18 protein-coding genes are annotated in these 18235 nt (G+C 33.7%); 13 read left to right on the top strand and 5 right to left on the bottom strand.

Going from position 1 to position 18235, the window contains the following annotated elements; genetic code table 11:
- Positions 1–320 precede the first annotated feature (320 nt).
- The 8 genes from BM238_RS12020 (at position 321) to BM238_RS12055 (ending at position 9238) form a co-directional block, all read left to right on the top strand.
- The gene (locus BM238_RS12020) at positions 321–2426 is read left to right on the top strand and encodes a TonB-dependent receptor (RefSeq protein ID WP_090081384.1); all 2106 of its coding nucleotides are present in this window, start codon (positions 321–323) and stop codon (positions 2424–2426) included.
- 222 nt (positions 2427–2648) lie between these two features.
- Positions 2649–3323, top strand: a complete 675-nt coding sequence (locus tag BM238_RS12025; protein ID WP_090081387.1) for a T9SS type A sorting domain-containing protein — start codon at positions 2649–2651, stop codon at positions 3321–3323.
- 87 nt (positions 3324–3410) lie between these two features.
- Positions 3411–4082 carry a hypothetical protein gene (locus tag BM238_RS12030; protein WP_090081389.1) on the top strand — a complete coding sequence of 224 codons (672 nt, stop codon included), beginning with the start codon at positions 3411–3413 and terminating at the stop codon, positions 4080–4082.
- The gene (locus BM238_RS12035) at positions 4069–4587 is read left to right on the top strand and encodes an acyl-CoA thioesterase (RefSeq protein WP_090081392.1); all 519 of its coding nucleotides are present in this window, start codon (positions 4069–4071) and stop codon (positions 4585–4587) included. Before BM238_RS12030 ends, BM238_RS12035 begins: the two co-directional genes overlap by 14 nt.
- 133 nt (positions 4588–4720) lie before the next feature.
- Positions 4721–5650, top strand: coding sequence for an NAD(P)-dependent oxidoreductase (locus BM238_RS12040; protein WP_090081394.1), 930 nt, complete (start codon positions 4721–4723; stop codon positions 5648–5650).
- A 74-nt stretch (positions 5651–5724) separates the two neighbouring features.
- Complete coding sequence (locus BM238_RS12045) at positions 5725–6969, top strand: serine hydrolase domain-containing protein (protein WP_090081413.1); 1245 nt, start codon at positions 5725–5727, stop codon at positions 6967–6969.
- 47 nt (positions 6970–7016) lie between these two features.
- Positions 7017–8777 carry an Ig-like domain-containing domain gene (locus BM238_RS12050; protein WP_090081415.1) on the top strand — a complete coding sequence of 587 codons (1761 nt, stop codon included), beginning with the start codon at positions 7017–7019 and terminating at the stop codon, positions 8775–8777.
- 2 nt (positions 8778–8779) lie between these two features.
- A complete protein-coding gene (locus tag BM238_RS12055) occupies positions 8780–9238 on the top strand; it encodes a heme-binding domain-containing protein (RefSeq protein ID WP_090081420.1) in 459 nt (152 codons plus the stop codon).
- On the opposite strand, the gene BM238_RS12060 is transcribed toward BM238_RS12055, so the two are convergent.
- From BM238_RS12060 to BM238_RS12080, 5 genes are all read right to left on the bottom strand, one after another.
- Positions 9228–9740: an NUDIX hydrolase gene (locus BM238_RS12060; protein WP_090081423.1), complete on the bottom strand. Its 513-nt coding sequence runs from the start codon at positions 9738–9740 to the stop codon at positions 9228–9230. The two genes, BM238_RS12055 and BM238_RS12060, sit on opposite strands and share 11 nt — an antisense overlap.
- Entirely contained in the window at positions 9740–10648 is a 909-nt protein-coding gene (gene xerD, locus BM238_RS12065; RefSeq protein WP_090081427.1) for a site-specific tyrosine recombinase XerD, read from the bottom strand. The genes BM238_RS12060 and xerD overlap by 1 nt, the downstream gene beginning before the upstream one ends.
- The gene (locus tag BM238_RS12070) at positions 10635–11099 is read right to left on the bottom strand and encodes a deoxycytidylate deaminase (protein ID WP_177205467.1); all 465 of its coding nucleotides are present in this window, start codon (positions 11097–11099) and stop codon (positions 10635–10637) included. The genes xerD and BM238_RS12070 overlap by 14 nt, the downstream gene beginning before the upstream one ends.
- 1 nt (position 11100) lies before the next feature.
- On the bottom strand, positions 11101–11868 hold the full coding sequence (locus BM238_RS12075; RefSeq protein WP_090081430.1) for an enoyl-CoA hydratase-related protein: 768 nt from the start codon (positions 11866–11868) through the stop codon (positions 11101–11103).
- A 91-nt stretch (positions 11869–11959) separates the two neighbouring features.
- Positions 11960–13447 (bottom strand): catalase, encoded by a 1488-nt coding sequence (locus tag BM238_RS12080; protein WP_090081433.1) that lies wholly within the window; start codon positions 13445–13447, stop codon positions 11960–11962.
- 99 nt (positions 13448–13546) lie between these two features.
- Here BM238_RS12080 and BM238_RS12085 point away from each other — a divergent pair, with 99 nt between their 5' ends.
- The 5 genes from BM238_RS12085 to BM238_RS12105 all read left to right on the top strand — a co-directional run bounded on the left by BM238_RS12085 (position 13547) and on the right by BM238_RS12105 (position 18201).
- On the top strand, positions 13547–14503 hold the full coding sequence (locus BM238_RS12085; protein ID WP_090081436.1) for a hydrogen peroxide-inducible genes activator: 957 nt from the start codon (positions 13547–13549) through the stop codon (positions 14501–14503).
- A gap of 185 nt (positions 14504–14688) precedes the next feature.
- Complete coding sequence (gene metK, locus BM238_RS12090) at positions 14689–15969, top strand: methionine adenosyltransferase (protein WP_090081438.1); 1281 nt, start codon at positions 14689–14691, stop codon at positions 15967–15969.
- A 75-nt stretch (positions 15970–16044) separates the two neighbouring features.
- Positions 16045–16527 (top strand): hypothetical protein, encoded by a 483-nt coding sequence (locus BM238_RS12095; RefSeq protein WP_090081442.1) that lies wholly within the window; start codon positions 16045–16047, stop codon positions 16525–16527.
- 173 nt (positions 16528–16700) lie between these two features.
- Positions 16701–17291, top strand: a complete 591-nt coding sequence (locus tag BM238_RS12100) for an RNA polymerase sigma factor (RefSeq protein WP_090081443.1) — start codon at positions 16701–16703, stop codon at positions 17289–17291.
- A gap of 217 nt (positions 17292–17508) precedes the next feature.
- Positions 17509–18201, top strand: coding sequence for a YjjG family noncanonical pyrimidine nucleotidase (locus tag BM238_RS12105; protein ID WP_090081445.1), 693 nt, complete (start codon positions 17509–17511; stop codon positions 18199–18201).
- Positions 18202–18235: the final 34 nt, after the last annotated feature.

The raw sequence follows: 18235 nt of genomic DNA on the forward strand, positions 1-18235 counted from the left end.
GGCGGAAATGTGCGCCGAAATAAAATTATAAATACACATTCGGCTGAGTTAAATGGGCGCCTAAAAAAAATCCAATATTTTTAAATAAAATTTCAATATTTTTCTATATTTGCACAAAGAAAAAAGGGGTGCTGTGAAAGGCTGAGATGATACCCAAAGAACCTGGAACAGGTAATGCTGTTTAGGGAATTTTAATAATGTAACAATAAATCAATTTAACAGTGTAGCAATTGTAATTGGTAAATTGGTAAACTTTTTTACTGTTACATTAGATTATCGCCCCTTTTATTCTAATAATTTATTTAAAAAAAATTAAAAGAATGAAAGGATTTATTTTTTTAGGACTTTGTGCAGGTCCATTATTTTTTGCACAATCTACCCAGGATTCTCTCACTACGAAAGAGATCGAGTCCGTTAATTTTACCCGCAGACTGCCGGTTGCAAAAGACATTATTAATGTTGAAAAAGATCTGAGCGGCAAAAATCTCGGTCAGGATCTACCCATTTTACTTAAGAATCAAACCTCGGTTTTATCAACTTCAGATGCTGGAAACGGCGTTGGTTACACGGGTTTTAGAATTCGTGGGGTTGGCGGTGCTTCAATTAACGTTATGTTAAATGGCGTTCCTTACAATGATTCTGAAAGTCAGGGCACTTATTTTGTGGATGTTCCGGATCTTGCGAGTTCGGCGTCGCAAATCGTTATTCAGCGCGGCGTGGGAACTTCCAGCAATGGTGTTTCGGCTTTTGGCGCGAGTGTAAATGTTTTAACTAAAAATCCATCGGAAAAATTTTATTTAAAATCTGATGAAAGTTTTGGCTCATTTAATACTTATAAATATTCGGCGGAAATTGGTTCGGGGAAATTTTTAAATAATAAATTGTCTGTTTCGGGAAGATATTCTAAAATTCATTCTGACGGATATATTGACCGCGCTTTTTCCGATCTGGATTCTTACCAGTTTTCTGCTTTATTTGAAGCCAATAAAACAAAATTGCGCTTTATTACTTTTGGTGGAAAGGAAAAGACGTACCAAGCTTATAATGGAATTGCACGCGAAACCTGGTTGACAGATCCAAAATTTAATATTTCAGGCGCGATTTTTAATTCTGATTATTCTCAGATCACTGGATTTTATGATGATGAAACGGATAATTATAAACAAAACCATTATCAATTATTATGGGAACAAAATTTAAATAAAAACTGGAATTTAGAAACCACTTTTCATTACACAAAAGGGCAGGGTTACTACAAAAATTATAAACAGGACGCGGATTTTGCTAAATATAATTTGCCTAATATTTTCCTAAATAATCAGGAAATAACAAGTACAGATTTTACCCGGAAAAAGTGGCTAAATAATGATTTTTACGGCGCAGTTTCGACTTTGTATGGAAAGTTTCAAAACTTAGATCTGAATTTAGGCGCCGTTGCAAATCAATATTTTGGGCGACATTACGGCAATGTTTCCGGTGTTCAGTTTCCACAAATTGACGAGTCTGAATATTATCGCAATTCTTCTTTAAAAAATGAAGTTTCCGGTTTTGCAAAAGCTTTGGTGAAAGCAGATCAGTTTGAATTTTTTGGCGATCTGCAATTAAGAAATATTGATTATTCTACTAAAATTCAACAGCAAGGTGATGATGAAGGTGCGGTTGTAGATAAAAACTGGCTCTTTTTTAATCCAAAAGTTGGGGTAAATTATCAAATCAACGGCGGAAAATTATTTTTGTCTTACGCGCATGCTCACCGTGAGCCAAACCGTGACGATCTTTTTTCAAACCCTGAAACGCAGCCGGAAAAACTGCACGATTTTGAAGCAGGTTTAGAAAAAACATTCGGTAAAGCCTCTTTCACGGCTAATCTATATTATATGAATTATAAAAACCAGTTGGTTTATAATGGACAGATCAATAATGTGGGCGAATTTATCCGCATAAATTCAGGGAAAAGTTACCGCGCAGGAATTGAAATAGCAACCATAATTCCACTTTCTGAAAAATTCCTTTTAGCTGCAAACGCCACTTTTAGTCAAAACAGAAATAGAGATTTTACTACGGACGGGGGAAATTTAATTGGAAAAACACACATTTCACTTTCGCCTGATCTTCTGTCGAATCTTAGTTTGCAATATTCACCACTTAAAAATCTAAGCTTTAAAGTGCAAAATCAATATGTTGGCAAACAATATTTAGATAATTCTGATGATATTATTAACCGTTTAAATGATTATTTAATGACTGACCTTTCTGCGCAATATAATTTTAAGCTAAAAAAGAACGATTTTTCTTTAAATTTTTTGGTAAATAATGTTCTCGATAAAAAATACGTAAACAACGGTTTTGTTTATGAAGGTCCTTATTATTTTTCGCAAGCAGGCGTAAATTTTATGCTTGGTTTATCCTGGAAATTCACGAAATAATTCCAAAAAATATCTAATTATAAAAGGCTGCCGATTGGCAGTCTTTTTTTTATCAAATTAAAATATTTATAAATTCAGAAATTTGCAAAGAGCCTTCTACAGGACGATTTTTCTCATTATGGGACAATGGTAAACCGATTAACTTAAGTGAAATTTATAAGAAATTTAGCTTTTGAATGTGAATTATTTAATACATTTGTTTTTAACAAAAAAATATTTTTTATGAAAAAACTTTTATTTTCTTTCATTATTCTTGCAGGCAGTTTGTTAACAAATGCACAGCAAATGAAAATTACAATTACCGGAAGTACGGTAAAATTTACAACAAGAGTTGATAGTTCAACAGGAACAGATTGGACTTCAGCTCCTGTTTATTTGTACGCTTATTCTGAAGTAGCAGACAATTCTGCAGGTGTTTTTAAAGAACTTTTAGGTTCTTTTGGCGGCACAATTTTGGTGGACGATGGTATGGGTAATTTTAGCACAACGGTAAATTTATCGTCTTTTTATCCATCGGGAACTGTTGTAAACAACATCAAATTTATTTACACAGCGCCGAACGGTTCTGGTGGATTTTTCCAAAATCCAGGTTCAGGAGGTTTTAGTACGACAGATGCGTCGCATACTTCTGGTTGGAGCGCTGTTACAGTTGCAAGTTTAGGTGTAAACGATTTGTCAAATGCTAAGAAAAATTCTTTCGTGGCAAATGGTAAACTTTACACAAAACAAACGGGTAATTTAGATGTTAAAGTTTATGACATGACTGGTAAAATCGTTGCACAATCTCAGGTGAAATCTTCGGATGCAGCTTTAGATCTTAATGTGAAACAAACCGGAACTTACATTGTAAAAGTATCCAATGGAAGCCAAACAGAAACAGTGAAATTTATCAAATAATTTTCTTTGTTTTAAATTTTAAAAGACTGCTTTTTAGCGGTCTTTTTTTTTGATTAAATTTACTTTAAATTTGCGCAAATTATGATGATGACGGATCTTATCTTAAAATATTTATCGCTCAATAATCAAGTTAAAATTTCGGGTTTTGGTATTTTTTACCAGAAAGATTCGCCTGCATTTTATGACGAAACAACTGCTGCACTTTTACCGCCGGGAAAAGAACTTTTTTTCACAGTTGATTTTGATTTAAAAGACAATGAATTTGCCCGGTTTTTTGCGGGACAAAAAAATATGACGATTGGCGAAAGCGAAGCAAAAATTCTCGAAACTGCCAATTACTGGAAATCAACGTTAGAAAATAACAAAGAACTTGAAATTCCTGAACTCGGAAATTTTTATGTAAATGATACAGAACTTGTCTTCAAAGGAAAACGTTTGATCACTCATAATCCGGATAATTTTGGACTTGAAGAAGTAAATCTTTCGCAGTTGAAAAAAAGCACTTTTACCGAAATTTCATCAGAACCAAACGATTATAAAAAAAGCACTAACAAAGTTTGGTGGTTGCTTTTTATCCTTCCTGCAGCAGTAATTATTTATTACGCGACGCAAAATCCCGAATTGATTTTCGGAAAAAAATCATTTCCTCAGCCAAATAAAATAAAATCGAATCCGGTAAGTAAAAAAGACAGTTTAAAAAATAAAACCGTAAAAATGGATTCTGTTTCTCTAAAAAATACTCAAAATGCCCAAAAATAAAAAGACCGTTGGTGAATCGCTGACGGTGATGACAAATATCGTTTTACCCAACGAAACCAATTCCTTAAGAAATTTATTCGGTGGAGAATTGCTTGCAAAAATGGACCGTTGCGCCGCAATTGCTGCTGCCAGACATTGCGCCAGAAGAGTTGTGACGGCTTCAGTGAACCACGTTTCTTTCGATAAACCCATTCCCGAAGGCGGAATTGTGGTTTTGGAAGCCAAAGTTTCCCGCGCATTTTCCACCTCTATGGAAATTTACGTAGACGTTTGGTTGGACGATCCCATAAGACAAACGAAAGTGCATACCAATGATGGTATTTACACTTTCGTCGCGGTCGATGAATATAACGTTCCTGTGCCAATTCCGGAGGCAATTCCAGAAACTGATCAGGAAATCGAACGCTGGAATGCGGCGTTGCGCAGAAAAGAATTGTCTCTCATTTTAGGAGGCAGAATGAAGGCCGAAGACAGCGTAGAATTGAAAAAACTATTTTCCAAGTAAATTTTTTGGGCAGCTTTATCCGTCTTCCGTTCCCGCTTTTTTGCTCGTCGCTCCTCCTCACAAAAAGAGCTCCACTCAAGCCGGGCTGCAAAGTGTCGCAAATAATTCGGTAATTTTTTTAAAATAAAACTTTATGATGATCTTACTTTTAGATAAAAATCATCCTTTAATAGAAGAACAACTTTCTGCCAAAGGTTTCACTTTTGAGGAAGATTTTACTTCAACTTACGAGGAGGTTTTAGAAAAAATTTCAGATTTTGAAGGTGTCATTATCCGCAGTAGAATTCCTTTAGACGAAAATTTCCTGCGTCACGCCAAGCATTTAAAATTCATCGCGAGAGTTGGCGCAGGAATGGAAAATATTAATGTTGAAGTCGCAAAAGAATTAGGAATTTCTTTGATAAATTCGCCGGAAGGAAACCGTGATGCCGTTGCAGAACAGGTTTTAGGAATGATTTTGCTTTTAACAAACCGGTTAATTATTTCTTCAGAAGAAGTAAAAAAAGGAATCTGGAAACGAGAAGAAAACCGTGGCGAAGAATTATTGGGCAAAACTTTCGGAATTATTGGTTATGGAAATATGGGAAAAGCCGTTGCTAAAAGATTAAGTGGTTTTAGTACGAAAACCATATTTTATGATATTTTGCCCAATTTATCAGACGAATTTGCAACACAGGTTTCATTAGAAGAATTACAAAAAAATGCAGATTTTATAAGTTTACATTTGCCGATCGACAAAAGCACACATTACATTATTAATGAAGACTTCATCTCAAAAATGCAGAAAAACTTCTATATAATAAACACAGCGCGCGGAAAAAACATCGATACAGAAGCGCTTGCTAATGCTTTAAAATCCGGAAAAATAAAAGGTGCAGCTTTCGATGTTTTGGAATTCGAAAAAGCCTCCTTTGAAAATATCGAGATTGAAAACATGGATTTAGATTTCCTTTTAAATTCAGAAAAAGTTTTGATCACACCACATATTGCCGGTTGGACTATTGAAAGTAAAGAGAAACTAGCGCAGGTAATCGTTGATAAAATTCTGTTAAAGTATTCTTAATCTTTTGTGCAGGCTTAGGTTTTAAAAAGAATATTCCTAAATTCGTTTTTTCAAAAAAAAATCTGCCTTTAATAATGCTGTACCGTACTTTTCTATTTTTATTTTTGGCTTTAAGCCTTTCATCCTGCAATAAAAAATCCGAGACAAATAGTAAAATTTCTGAAACCAAACTTCCAAATTTTGGAAATGTGGATGTTGACAAAATTTTCACGGATACCAATAACAGTTTACAAAACGAAGATTCCGTAAAAAAAACAATCAGAAACTATTACGAAAATGTCTGGGAAAAAGGAAACTTAAGTGGTGGACTTTTAGTGGCGAAAGGCAATAATATCTTATTTGAAGATTACAGAGGTTTTGGCCAAGTTAATGATAAGATGCCGATCGATAAAAATACGCCTCTGCACGTTGCATCAGTTTCCAAAACAATGACAGCAATGGCCACGATGAAATTAGTGGAAGGCGGTTTGCTGAAGTTGGACGATCATTTAACTAAGTTTTTTCCTAAATTTCCATATCCTGAAGTCACGGTTTTTAATCTTTTAACGCAGAGAAGCGGTTTGCCAAAATATGAGCTATTTATTGAAAAAATAGATCCCGCAGCAGCAGAAATGAAGAAAAAGTATCTTACAAACCAAGATATTCTTAATCTACTTACAGCCTACAAACCTGAACTCGCAAGGCCAACAAATTCAGGATTTATGTATTGTAACACCAATTTTGCGATGTTGGCTTTGATTGTTGAAAAAGTAACAAAAATGCCTTTCCCGCAAGCAATGCAGGAAATACTTTTCAGACCTTTAAAAATGGATCATACTTATATTTATAAAGAAAAAGATTCTATAACAGCATCACGATCATTTTTTAACGGCAATAACAGACTTTATCCGTTGGACCATTTAGACTTAATTTATGGGGATAAAAATGTGTACACCACACCACGAGATTTGTTGAATTTTTCCAAAGCGTTATATGCGAAGAATTTTCTGAGGGCTGATTTGATGAAATTAGTTTTTGAGCCGCATAGTAATGAAAACCCCGGCATTAACAACTATGGCGTAGGTTTTAGGATGAAAATTTTTGATAATGGTGAAAAACTTACCTATCACAACGGTTGGTGGCATGGCAGTAATGCAGTATTTGCGCACCTTTTAAAATCTAATGTTACTATTATAGCAATCGGAAATAAGTATTCCTCACGCGTTTATTCGGCACTTTCTCTTTCAGGTTTATTTGAAGATTTTCCTTATGAAACTGAAAAATTATTAGAGGTGACTAATCCAAAAGACAGTTTAAAAACAGATGAAGGTGCTGAATAAGGATTTTAGGCAGGAAAATCCGTAACTTCTCAGCCGATTTAAATCATATGAAAAATTATATTTTTTTAATTTTAATTGCGCTTCTCACAGCATCCTGCGCACGCGTTGGTTCACCTGTAGGTGGAACAAAAGATTCAATTGCGCCCCAATTTTTGGGTTCAAATATAGATTCTTCCAGAGTAAACGTGCCGCGCGATATTCATCAGCTGCGTTTGGATTTTGATGAATACATTACTTTAAAAGATATTTCAAAAAACTTAATAATTTCTCCACCAATCACGCAGATCTCAAAAATTTTACCTTCAAATCTTTCAACAAAATTTGTTTTGATCCAGTGGAAAGACACATTAAAGGCAAATACAACTTATAGTTTTAATTTCGGAAACGCAATATTGGATAACAATGAGGGAAACCCGCTTCCATACTTTAATTATGCGTTTTCAACCGGTGACAAAATTGATAATCTGTACATAAGCGGCGAGGTAAAAGATGCTTTCGCAAGTAAAAAGAAAGGTGAAGACTACAAAGACGGAAATATCGTGGTCGGACTTTTTCAGGCAAAAGATTCTATGGATTACCGTCAAAAACCATATTACATCACAAAAGCTGATCCCGACGGCTATTTTGAACTAAATTATCTTTCGCCTGGAAAATATAAAATTGTAGCTTTTGAAGATGCGAACAGCAACTCAGTTTTTGATAACGGCTCTGAAAAAGTGGGTTTTCAAAAAGAGGAAATTGAGTTAAAAAGTAATATTTCCGGACTGAAATTTATTGTTTATCCTTCAAAAAAAATCATTAAATATGCCGAATGGAAACCGCAGGTCGGTGGAATTTTGCTTTTATTTGAGGGAAATCCTGAAAGCATAAAAATAGAGCCTAAAGAAGGCGTTTTTAAAAATTATAAAGTCGTTCATCAGCCAAAATCCGACAGTGTAAATATTTATTTTGATGCACAGCGGGAAAACATCGGCCTGACAAATTCACAGAATCTGAAATTTAGTTATGAAGCTGGTGCTAAAAAAGATAGTATTTCTCTTTTTTACAAATATGATCCGAAAGCTTTAATGGAACTTTCTAACCGCGACGGAAATTTATTACCACCGAAAAAACCTTTTAAAGTATATTCAAATTTACCTGTGGAGAATATTATTACGGATAAATTTACAATGACTTCAGACAGTATAAAACAAAATTTTTCAGCTTCGATATCAAAAACAAATCCGCATGAGATCCTGATCAATGCAGATTATCAGGAAGGGAAAAAGTACCAGTTAACTATTCTAAAAGAGTCCGTAACGTCTTATTTTGAAAGTATTGCAAAGTCTTATCAATTTAATTTTGAAATTGATAAATCGCAAAATTATGGCAGTTTTACGGTGAATCTTATCAATAAACCGACACATCCTTTTTGGATAGAAATTATTGATTCTGGTGATAAAGTCGCTTATTCAAAAAAATCGACAGAAGCGGGCAACAAATTTACGGAGTTGAAACCTGAGACTTATACTGTAAGAATTCTGGTTGATAATAATGAGAACGGAGTTTGGGATACTGCCGATTTTACGACTCAGAGTTATGCAGAAGATGTGTTCATGTTCAACAAAAAATTACTGGTAAAACCTTTTTGGGAAATTGTAGAAAGTTGGGATCTTCTTAATCAATTAGCAGTCGACGGCGAGGAAGATTTGCCCGAAACAGCGCCACAAAATAATCCAGCAACAAAAGAAGCAGAAGCAATACAAACGCAAGCACCAAAAGTAGAAAATAACGCTCCGGTTAAAAAAGTAAAAGTTCTGCAAAAATAATTATGAAAACATTTACAACAATTTTATTTTGGTTAGTGATTGCAGTTTCTGTGATACAATTTATACCGATGGATACGACAAATAAATCAGTCAAAAAATCAGAAAATTTCGTTGATGTTCTTAATACACCGTCAGAAGTTCAGGAAATTCTAAAAAATGCCTGTTATGATTGCCATTCAAACGAAACAGTATATCCTTATTATGCTTTTATAGCGCCATTTTCATGGTCAGTGAAAAGTCATATCAATGAAGGTCGTGAGCATTTAAATTTTTCCGAATGGACAACATTTAATAAAGATCTTAAACAGGGAATGCTTGCGAATGCAATAGAAGAAATTCAGCAAAAGTCAATGCCGATGGCAGCTTACGTGCCTTATCATCCAAAGGCAAATCTGACGGATGCGCAAAGAAAAATCTTAACGAACTATTTTAGTGAAATTTTAAAAAGTTCTAAATTTTAAAATAATTTTTTAAAAATTGCCTTTGAGATTCAAAAGCAAGATCATCAAGTTTAATTTCATCTTTTGAAAGCCAAACAATATCAGATATTTCTTCTGTTTCCAAAGTAAATTCGTTGACGTCATCAATTTCATAAAGATAAAAAAGATCTAAAGTATTGTAATTGATATTTTTATACAAATAAGTATTAGGTAAACTTCCTAAATACTGCAGTAATTTTATATTTACATCAAGATTCAATTCCTCCTTCAATTCTCTTTGACAAGTTTCCTCGCCTGATTCTTCAGGATCCGTAAATCCACCCGAAAGATCTAAAAAGTCTTTTTTAGGCTCTTTATTTCTTCGGGTGAAAAGATACGATTCCTTATGTTTAATTAATACTGCAACGGCTGCGGCGACGTTTTGATACATCACAAAATCGCAGTTACTGCAGGATAATTTTGAAATGTTATTCCAAATAAGCGTTTCTTTTCCGCATTTTGGACAAAATTTCAGTTGTTCCATTAATGTAAAACATTTCTTGGGTGACATTCAATAATAACCCTGCGCAATTCCTCTGTTTTTAAATGCGTGTAGATCTCAGTGGTTGTAATACTGGAATGACCAAGCATTTCCTGAATATAACGAAGATCCGCACCATTTTGAAGTAAATGTGTTGCAAACGAATGGCGAAAAGTGTGCGGTGAAATACTTTTATTAATGCCCGCTTTTTCTGCAAGTTCTTTAATAATAATAAAAACCATCACTCGGGACATAGAAGAGCCACGTCTGTTTAAAAATACAAAATCTTCAAACTTTTTATTGATCTCAATATCTTTTCTTGAATTTAAAATATAGTCGGAAATTACTTTTGCAGTAAAATCTGTAAAAGGAACGAAGCGCGTTTTTTCGCCTTTTCCATCTACCCGAAGATAATTTTCTTTAAAGTTAATGTTAGAGATCTTCAGATCAACAAGCTCCGAAACGCGAAGTCCGCAGCCGTAAAGTACTTCTAAAATACAGTAATTTCTTTGACCAAGATTACTCGTAAGATCTACTGCATTCACAATTCTTTCAATGTTAGTTTCAGAAAGTGTGTCTGGAAGGTAGAACCCAAGTTTGGGGCCTTCTAATAGGGTTGTAGGATTGTCCGCCCTGATTTCTTCTTCAACTAGATATTTAAAGAAAGATTTTAGCGAAGAGACCCATCTTGCCTGGGAGCGCTCACTAAATTTTTTCTTACTGTTAGAAAAAAGATACTCTTGTATCTGTTCGTAAGTGATATTAACCGGCGTTACGCCTTCAAGATTTTCCAGAGAAAAATCCTTTAATTTGTTAATGTCGCTTAAGTAAGCTTCTAATGTGTTGTTAGAAAAGCTTTTTTCTAATCTTAAATAGTCTTCAAATTGTTTAATTTTTTCATTCCAATTCATCATTTTGTGTTTTATATTCCTTGTGGAAAAGTGTGTTCTTTTCAAGTTGCAAAACCTCGATCTCATGATTTTTTAAAAAATGAATGCCTTCTGCGTCAGAATAATCATCCAGATAAACCAGTTTTTTGATCCCTGCCTGCAAAATTAATTTGCTGCATTCTTTGCAGGGTGAGAGCGTGAGGTAAAGCGTTGCGCCTTTCGCAGATTGTGTGCTTGAGGCTAATTTTAAAATGGCGTTTGCTTCCGCATGCAAAACATACCAATGTGTCATTCCGTCTTCGTCTTCGCAGCAATTTTCAAACCCAGATGGTGTCCCATTATAACCGTCAGAGATAATCATACGGTCTTTCACAATGAGTGCGCCTACTTTCTTGCGCCCACAATAGGAAAGATTAGCCCATTCCTGAGCCATTTTAATGTATGCAATATCAAATTTAGTTATTTGTGGCATTTTAAAAATACGGTTTTCTTTTTTCTAAAAATGCGTTGACGCCTTCTTTTTTATCATCCAGATCAAATAATTCCCCGAAAGATTTTATTTCAGTTTCATATCCTTTATCGGTATCATATAAATTGACTGCTTTTATAGCTTTTTCTATTGCTAAAGGTGAATTTCTCGCGATCATTTTAGCTAAATTTTTACATTCATCTAAAAGTGTTTCACTGGAAAAAACATCATTTACCAAACCAATGGATTTGGCTTTATCCGCAGATATCATTTTAGCGGAAAATATCATTTCATTAGCAAGTCCTTTACCTACTAATTTGGGTAATCTTTGCGTTCCTCCATAACCAGGAATTAAACCCAAAGTAACTTCAGGTAAACCCAGTTTTGCATTTTCAGAAGCGTAACGGATATGGCAACACATTGCTAATTCCAACCCGCCACCAAGGGCAAATCCATTAACAGCTGCAATAACAGGTTTTCTTAAATTTTCGATCTTGTTGAAGAGATTTTCCTGACCGGTTCGGGCAAGATTTTCAGCATTTGAAGAGCCGAAATCACTGAATTCTTTTATATCAGCACCAGCAACGAAGGACTTTTGACCTTCTCCGGTTAAAATTATAACTCTGCAGGATTTACTTTTTTCTAATTCAGAAAATGCCATACTCAACTCCTCAATAATCTGTTTGTTTAAAGCGTTTAAACTTTCAGGTTTATTTATAGTGATTGTCGTAACAGAATTTTCTTCTGAGATAATTAGAAATTGGTAAATCATTTGTGTGTTTAAAATACACTGCAAGTTATAAAAATATTCTAAACAATTACAATATTTTTGTGATATTCTTAAAAATAAATCTTTTAAGTTATTAATTGTTGTGATTCATCATGTTCACATCAATCTGTATCTGCATTTTTTGGGCAATCTTCATTCCCAGTTCTATGTTGGCTCTAAAGAAATGACATAACTGGCGATTAATTATTTCATCCCTTTTTTCACCTTTGATACCATTCATGTGTTCAACTATATTTTTGATCAGATTTTCTCTTCCTTCCTGGTCAAGAGCTTTGGTATATAGAAGACCTGGTTGTGTATAATGATCATCTTCGTTGGCATTTCTATTAAAATTTGCAACATGAAGACTGTCTAAATTATACTCAAAGTTTTTATATTTTTCCGCAGGTGAAACATTTCCAAAACTGTTTGGGTAATAATTCGGTTCATCTTTATATTGACTTGAATCTGCCATAAAACCGTCCCGTTGAAAATTGCTAAAGCCAAACGGACAACGGTTCACCTCTAATTGATTTCCGTTAACGCCGATTCTGTATCGCGCGGCATCTGCATAAGAAAATAATCTGCCCTGTAACATTTTATCCGGACTAAAACTAATGCCATTAATAAGATTATTTGGTTCAAAAGCAGCCTGTTCGACGTGTGCGAAATAATTATTTGGAATTTCATTCAGTTCCATTTCTCCGACTTCAATTAAAGGATATTCATTTTGAAACCACACTTTTGTAACATCGAAAGGATTCCAGCGAAATTCTTTGGCCTGTTCCTCTGTCATTATCTGAATGTACATTTTCCATTTGGGGAAATTGCCGTTTGTTATTGCGTTTACAAGATCCTCTTGTGCAAAATCAGGATTTTCACCTTTCATTTTTGTTGCTTCGTCAGAGGTAAAATTTTCTATTCCCTGCTGTGTTTTAAAATGAAACTTTACCCAAACTCTTTCATTATTTTCATTGATCATTGAAAAAGTATGAGAGCCGAATCCGTGCATATGACGAAATCCCTTTGGTGTCCCACGATCCGACATTAAAATTAGAACCTGATGAAGACTTTCTGGATTTAGACTCCAGTAATCCCACATAACTGTTTTGTCACGAAGGTTCGTTTTCGGAATTCTTTTTTGGGTATGTATAAAATCAGGAAATTTTTTGGCATCTTTTACAAAAAAAACGGGTGTATTATTACCTACTAAATCCCAGTTTCCATCTTCTGTGTAAAATTTTAAAGCAAATCCTCGTGGATCTCTTTCCGTATCTGCACTGCCTTTTTCACCGGCAACAGTAGAAAATCTTGCAAACATTTTACATGAATTGCCCACTTTTGAGAATAATTTGGCTTTTGTATATTTTGAAATATCATGGGTAACGGTAAATTTGCCGTACGCACCGCTTCCTTTTGCATGAACGACTCTTTCCGGAATTCTTTCTCTTACGAAGTGTGCTAAATTTTCCTGCAATATAAAATCCTGAAGTAATATTGGACCTCTGTTACCCACAGTTTGAGAATCTTCATGCTCAAAATAGGGCACTCCGGCGCCGGTTGTTAATTTTTTAGAATCCATGTGTGTAATTTTAGGTATAAACAAATTTACCATATACTTTCATTTAAAATGATATAATTCTAAAAACATAATTATATTTGTAATAGATAAAATTTATACATGAACATACAGCAGTTAGAATATCTTATCGCGGTCGATAAATTCAAGCATTTTGGTAAAGCAGCGCAATCCTGTTTTATCACGCAACCGACGTTAAGCGCGATGATCCAGAAATTTGAAGAAGAATTGGACGTTAAGATTTTTGACCGCACCACGCATCCGATTCGAACAACTGACATCGGTGCAGAAATCATTACCCAGGCTACATTAATTATAGATGGCGTCATGGAATTGCGAAATAAGGCAAATCTGTTAAAAAATATTCTTGGCGGAAGACTTAATCTAGGCATCATTCCGACAGTTTCAAGTTCTTTGATCCCGACAGAAATTTTTGATTTTATTTCTAAAAATGATAAAATTGAGCTGAACGTAAAAGAAATGACCACTGAAAATATCATTAAATCGCTAAAAACTGGCGAACTTGATGCAGGAATAATTTCTACACCATACACGGGTTCTGAGGAATTTTCTCAAAGTTTTATCATCAATGAGGAACTTATGGTTTATTCTGCAGAAGGCAAAAAAAATGCTGAAGGTTCATTCATTTTGCCTGAAGAGATCGATGTCAACAAAGTTTGGCTTTTGGAAGAAGGAAATTGCCTGAGACATCAGTTTGAAACTATTTGTCATTTAAAGGAAAATAAAACCGCACCGAAAAATCTCGAATTTTTAGCTTCAAACATCAGTACGCTTATTCATATGGTAGATAAAATGGGAGGTTTAACCATTATACCCGAAATCGCTATTGATCAACTTTCAGAAAAACAGCAGGAAAAAGTGTCGCGTTTTGTAAAACCTTTTCCTTTTCGGGAAATTTCTATTATTTATTACAAGCCGACTTATAAGCAAAAAATCATTGATGAACTCGTAATTTCAATTCAAAAATCTTTAAAACAAAAATTGAATTTTTACAAAAATCCTGAAGATTTTGTTGCCATAAAAGCCTCCGCAAATTAGTTTTAAAAAACTTGTACCATCAATATATTAAAGCTTAAATTTGCACCTTATTATTTCGAGGAAAAATTTGAACTGATTGCAACCTCTTTAAAAAAATGCTAAAACAGATATTCTATTTTAGTACTTTTCAAGGGTCTTTATTTCAACTTTTTTTCTTTTAATTAAATTTAAAAAAATAAAAATTTATGTCCTATTTATTTACTTCTGAATCTGTTTCCGAAGGCCATCCAGATAAAATCGCAGATCAAATTTCTGATGCTTTAATTGATAATTTTTTAGCTTTTGACAAAGAATCAAAGGTAGCTTGTGAAACTTTGGTGACAACAGGTCAGGTTATATTAGCAGGTGAAGTTAAATCTAAAGCCTATTTAGATGTCCAACAAATTGCCCGTGATGTGATCAACAAAATTGGATACACGAAAAGCGAATATATGTTTAACGGTGATTCTTGCGGTGTTATTTCATGTATTCATGAGCAGTCGCCGGACATTAACCAAGGTGTTGACAGATTAAAAAACGAAGCTGATTTTGAAACAAAAGCCAACTCTCAAGGTGCAGGAGATCAGGGAATGATGTTTGGTTATGCAACGAACGAAACTGAAAATTATATGCCTTTAGCCTTAGATTTGGCGCACACTATTTTAAAGGAACTTTCAAATCTTCGAAAAGACAATAATGCTATAAAATATCTTCGTCCTGATGCAAAAAGCCAGGTAACGATTGAATATTCCGATGATCACAAACCTGTGAGAATCGACAGTATCGTGATTTCCACGCAACATGATGATTTTGCCAGCGAAGAAGCGATGCTTTCTAAGATTCGAAAAGATTTGATCGACATGCTGATTCCAACAGTAAAAGAAAAGCAAAAACCTGAGATCCAAAAATTATTTAATTCTGATATAAAATACCATATTAATCCTACAGGAAAGTTCGTAATTGGCGGTCCTCACGGTGATACTGGTCTTACAGGAAGAAAAATAATTGTAGATACTTATGGTGGTAAAGGAGCGCACGGTGGTGGTGCTTTTTCCGGAAAAGATCCTTCTAAAGTTGATAGAAGTGCAGCTTATGCAACAAGACATATCGCAAAAAATCTAGTTGCTGCAGGAGTTGCTGATGAGGTTTTAGTACAAATTTCTTACGCGATCGGTGTAGCAGAACCTTGCGGTTTGTTCGTCGATACTAAAGGTACGGCAAAAGTGAATATTACTGACGGTGAAATCGCTAAAAAAGTTCAGAAAATATTTGATCTTCGACCTTATGCCATTGAACAAAATCTGAAACTTAGAAATCCTATTTATCAGGAAACTGCGTCTTACGGGCACATGGGAAGAGATTATTATGTAGCAGATAAAACTTTTAAAAATACACTCGGCGAAAATGTCGTTTTAAAAGATCTGGAATTTTTTACCTGGGAAAAATTAGACCGTGTAGAAGACATAAAGAAAGAATTTAATCTATAAAATTTAATACAGCTTTATGATTTTTCATAAAGCTGTTTTTTTTTATTAGCTTTATAATTATTTATTTTTAAAATGATGAAACGTTTATTATTCATTTTTGGCTTTATATTTTTGAGTCAAAGTTCTTCAGCACAAGTTACTATTCACAAAATGCTTCACGTGGGTTATGTTTATCAAAATCAAAGTTTTGCAGAACTTGGTGGCAGACTTTTGTTTTTAAATAATGATGATTTTATATACAGAGTCGGGGCGTCAGCTTTGGTTGGTAGCACCAATTCAAAATTTGCGATTTTACCAAAGTTGCAGGGTGATATCTTAATTAACACAGAGAGAAATGTTGATGTTTTTCATTCCTACTATTTTTTAGCAGGCGCAGAAGCTACTTCAAAATATATTGCGCCTAAAATAGGTGCTTCTTTATTTGGAATCATCGATCTTACCGGCGGTTATGCCTTCCCATTTTCCGGGCAAACAGTGAAGGGTAAAGAATTAAAAGGTTTTAACTTAAATTTCACAATAAATCTTCCACTGACGATGTTGCATGATTTATTGAATTAATTTGAAAAAAAATTAATAACTTTTAAACTTTTTAACAAAGTATTAACTTTTTTATGTATTTTTACATCCAATTCAAAAATACATCTATCGCATAATTCTACTTTAAAATTTCAGAAAAACGTTGATCACAAATGTTTGTGAGCTTATTTCTGACTAAAATTTAAGAAGAAAAAATGAATACCTATACCGATAGTCAGTTGATAGATTCTTACCAAAAAGGCTGTGAGAAATCTTTAAGTTCCCTTATTACCCGTTATCAAAAAGATCTTTTTACCTATATCTATTATAAAATTATGGATGAGGATCTTGCGAATGATATTTTTCAGGATACTTTTATTAAAATTATTGTGACTTTGAAAGAAGGCAGATATAATGATCAGGGAAAATTTATTTTGTGGGCTAAAAGAATTGCGCATAATCTTGTAATAGACCATTACAGATTAAAATCTAAACATATTAAAGTATCAGAAACAACTTACGAAAATGATGAATATTCCATTTTTGATACGCTGCAGATTACTGATGAAAACATTGAAGAGCAGATAATCAGTGAGCAGATTAATTCGGATTTATTAAGTTTGTTGGTTCATTTACCTGAAAATCAGCAGGAAGTGATAAAATTGCGTTTTTTTGATGGTTTGAGTTTTAAAGAAATCGCAGATCAGACGGATTCAAGTATCAATACAACTTTGGGAAGAGTTCGTTATGCACTTATCAATCTTAGAAAAATAATGGACGAAAAAAATATTATTCTTACAAGATAACAATAATTTTAAAAAGCCGCCGTTTTAAATTAACATTCTTAAAACACGGCCTATGAAAAAATTTGACATTTTAAAAACAAAAAAACTAATGCCCAAGAAAGAAACAGTTTCTTTTTTACTTCAATTTTCAAAAAGTTTAGCTATTCTAAAGACAAAGACCAAAAAATATTTGATCTCTAAGAATTAAATAACTTTTAAAAATCTTAAATTTGTGCCTATGATTAGGCACATTTTTTTTGACTTAGATAATACACTTTGGGATCACCGCAAAAACGCTCGTTTAACGCTTGATATTCTTTTTAAAAGATACAAAGTTGAAGAACTTCACAACCTTAATTTTGAAGATTTCCATACGGAATACGACATCGTAAATGAAGATCTTTGGGCAAAGATCCGTGATGAAAAAATTGATAAAGATTATCTACGCAAACATCGTTTTTACGATACTTTTTTAAAATTTAATATTGATGATTTTGACTTATCTCAGAAATTTGAGAATCAGTTTTTAGATGATATTGTAGAATTTAATGAATTGGTAGAAGGTTCTTTAGAAATTTTGGATTATTTGAAAGCCAAAAATTACAAACTTCACATCATTACCAATGGTTTTGAAGAAGTAAGCTACCGAAAAATTGAAGGATCTGGAATGAATAATTATTTTGAAACCGTCACTTCCGCAGATTCTCTAAATGTAAGAAAACCCAATCCAAAAATTTTTGAACATGCTTTGAAAATGGCGAATGCCAGGAAGGAAGAATCTATTTTGATCGGCGACGATTGGATTGCAGATGTTTTGGGCGCAAAAAATTTCGGATTGGATGTTATTTTCTTTGATGTTTTTAAAGAACAACCTGAGCTTACGGATATAAAAAGAGTAGAGAAGTTGGTGGAAATTAAGAATTATTTATAAAAAATTAAAAATCAGATATTAAAACAAAAAAACG

The organism is Halpernia frigidisoli (genome assembly GCF_900113805.1).
Classification (GTDB): Bacteria; Bacteroidota; Bacteroidia; order Flavobacteriales; family Weeksellaceae; genus Halpernia; species Halpernia frigidisoli.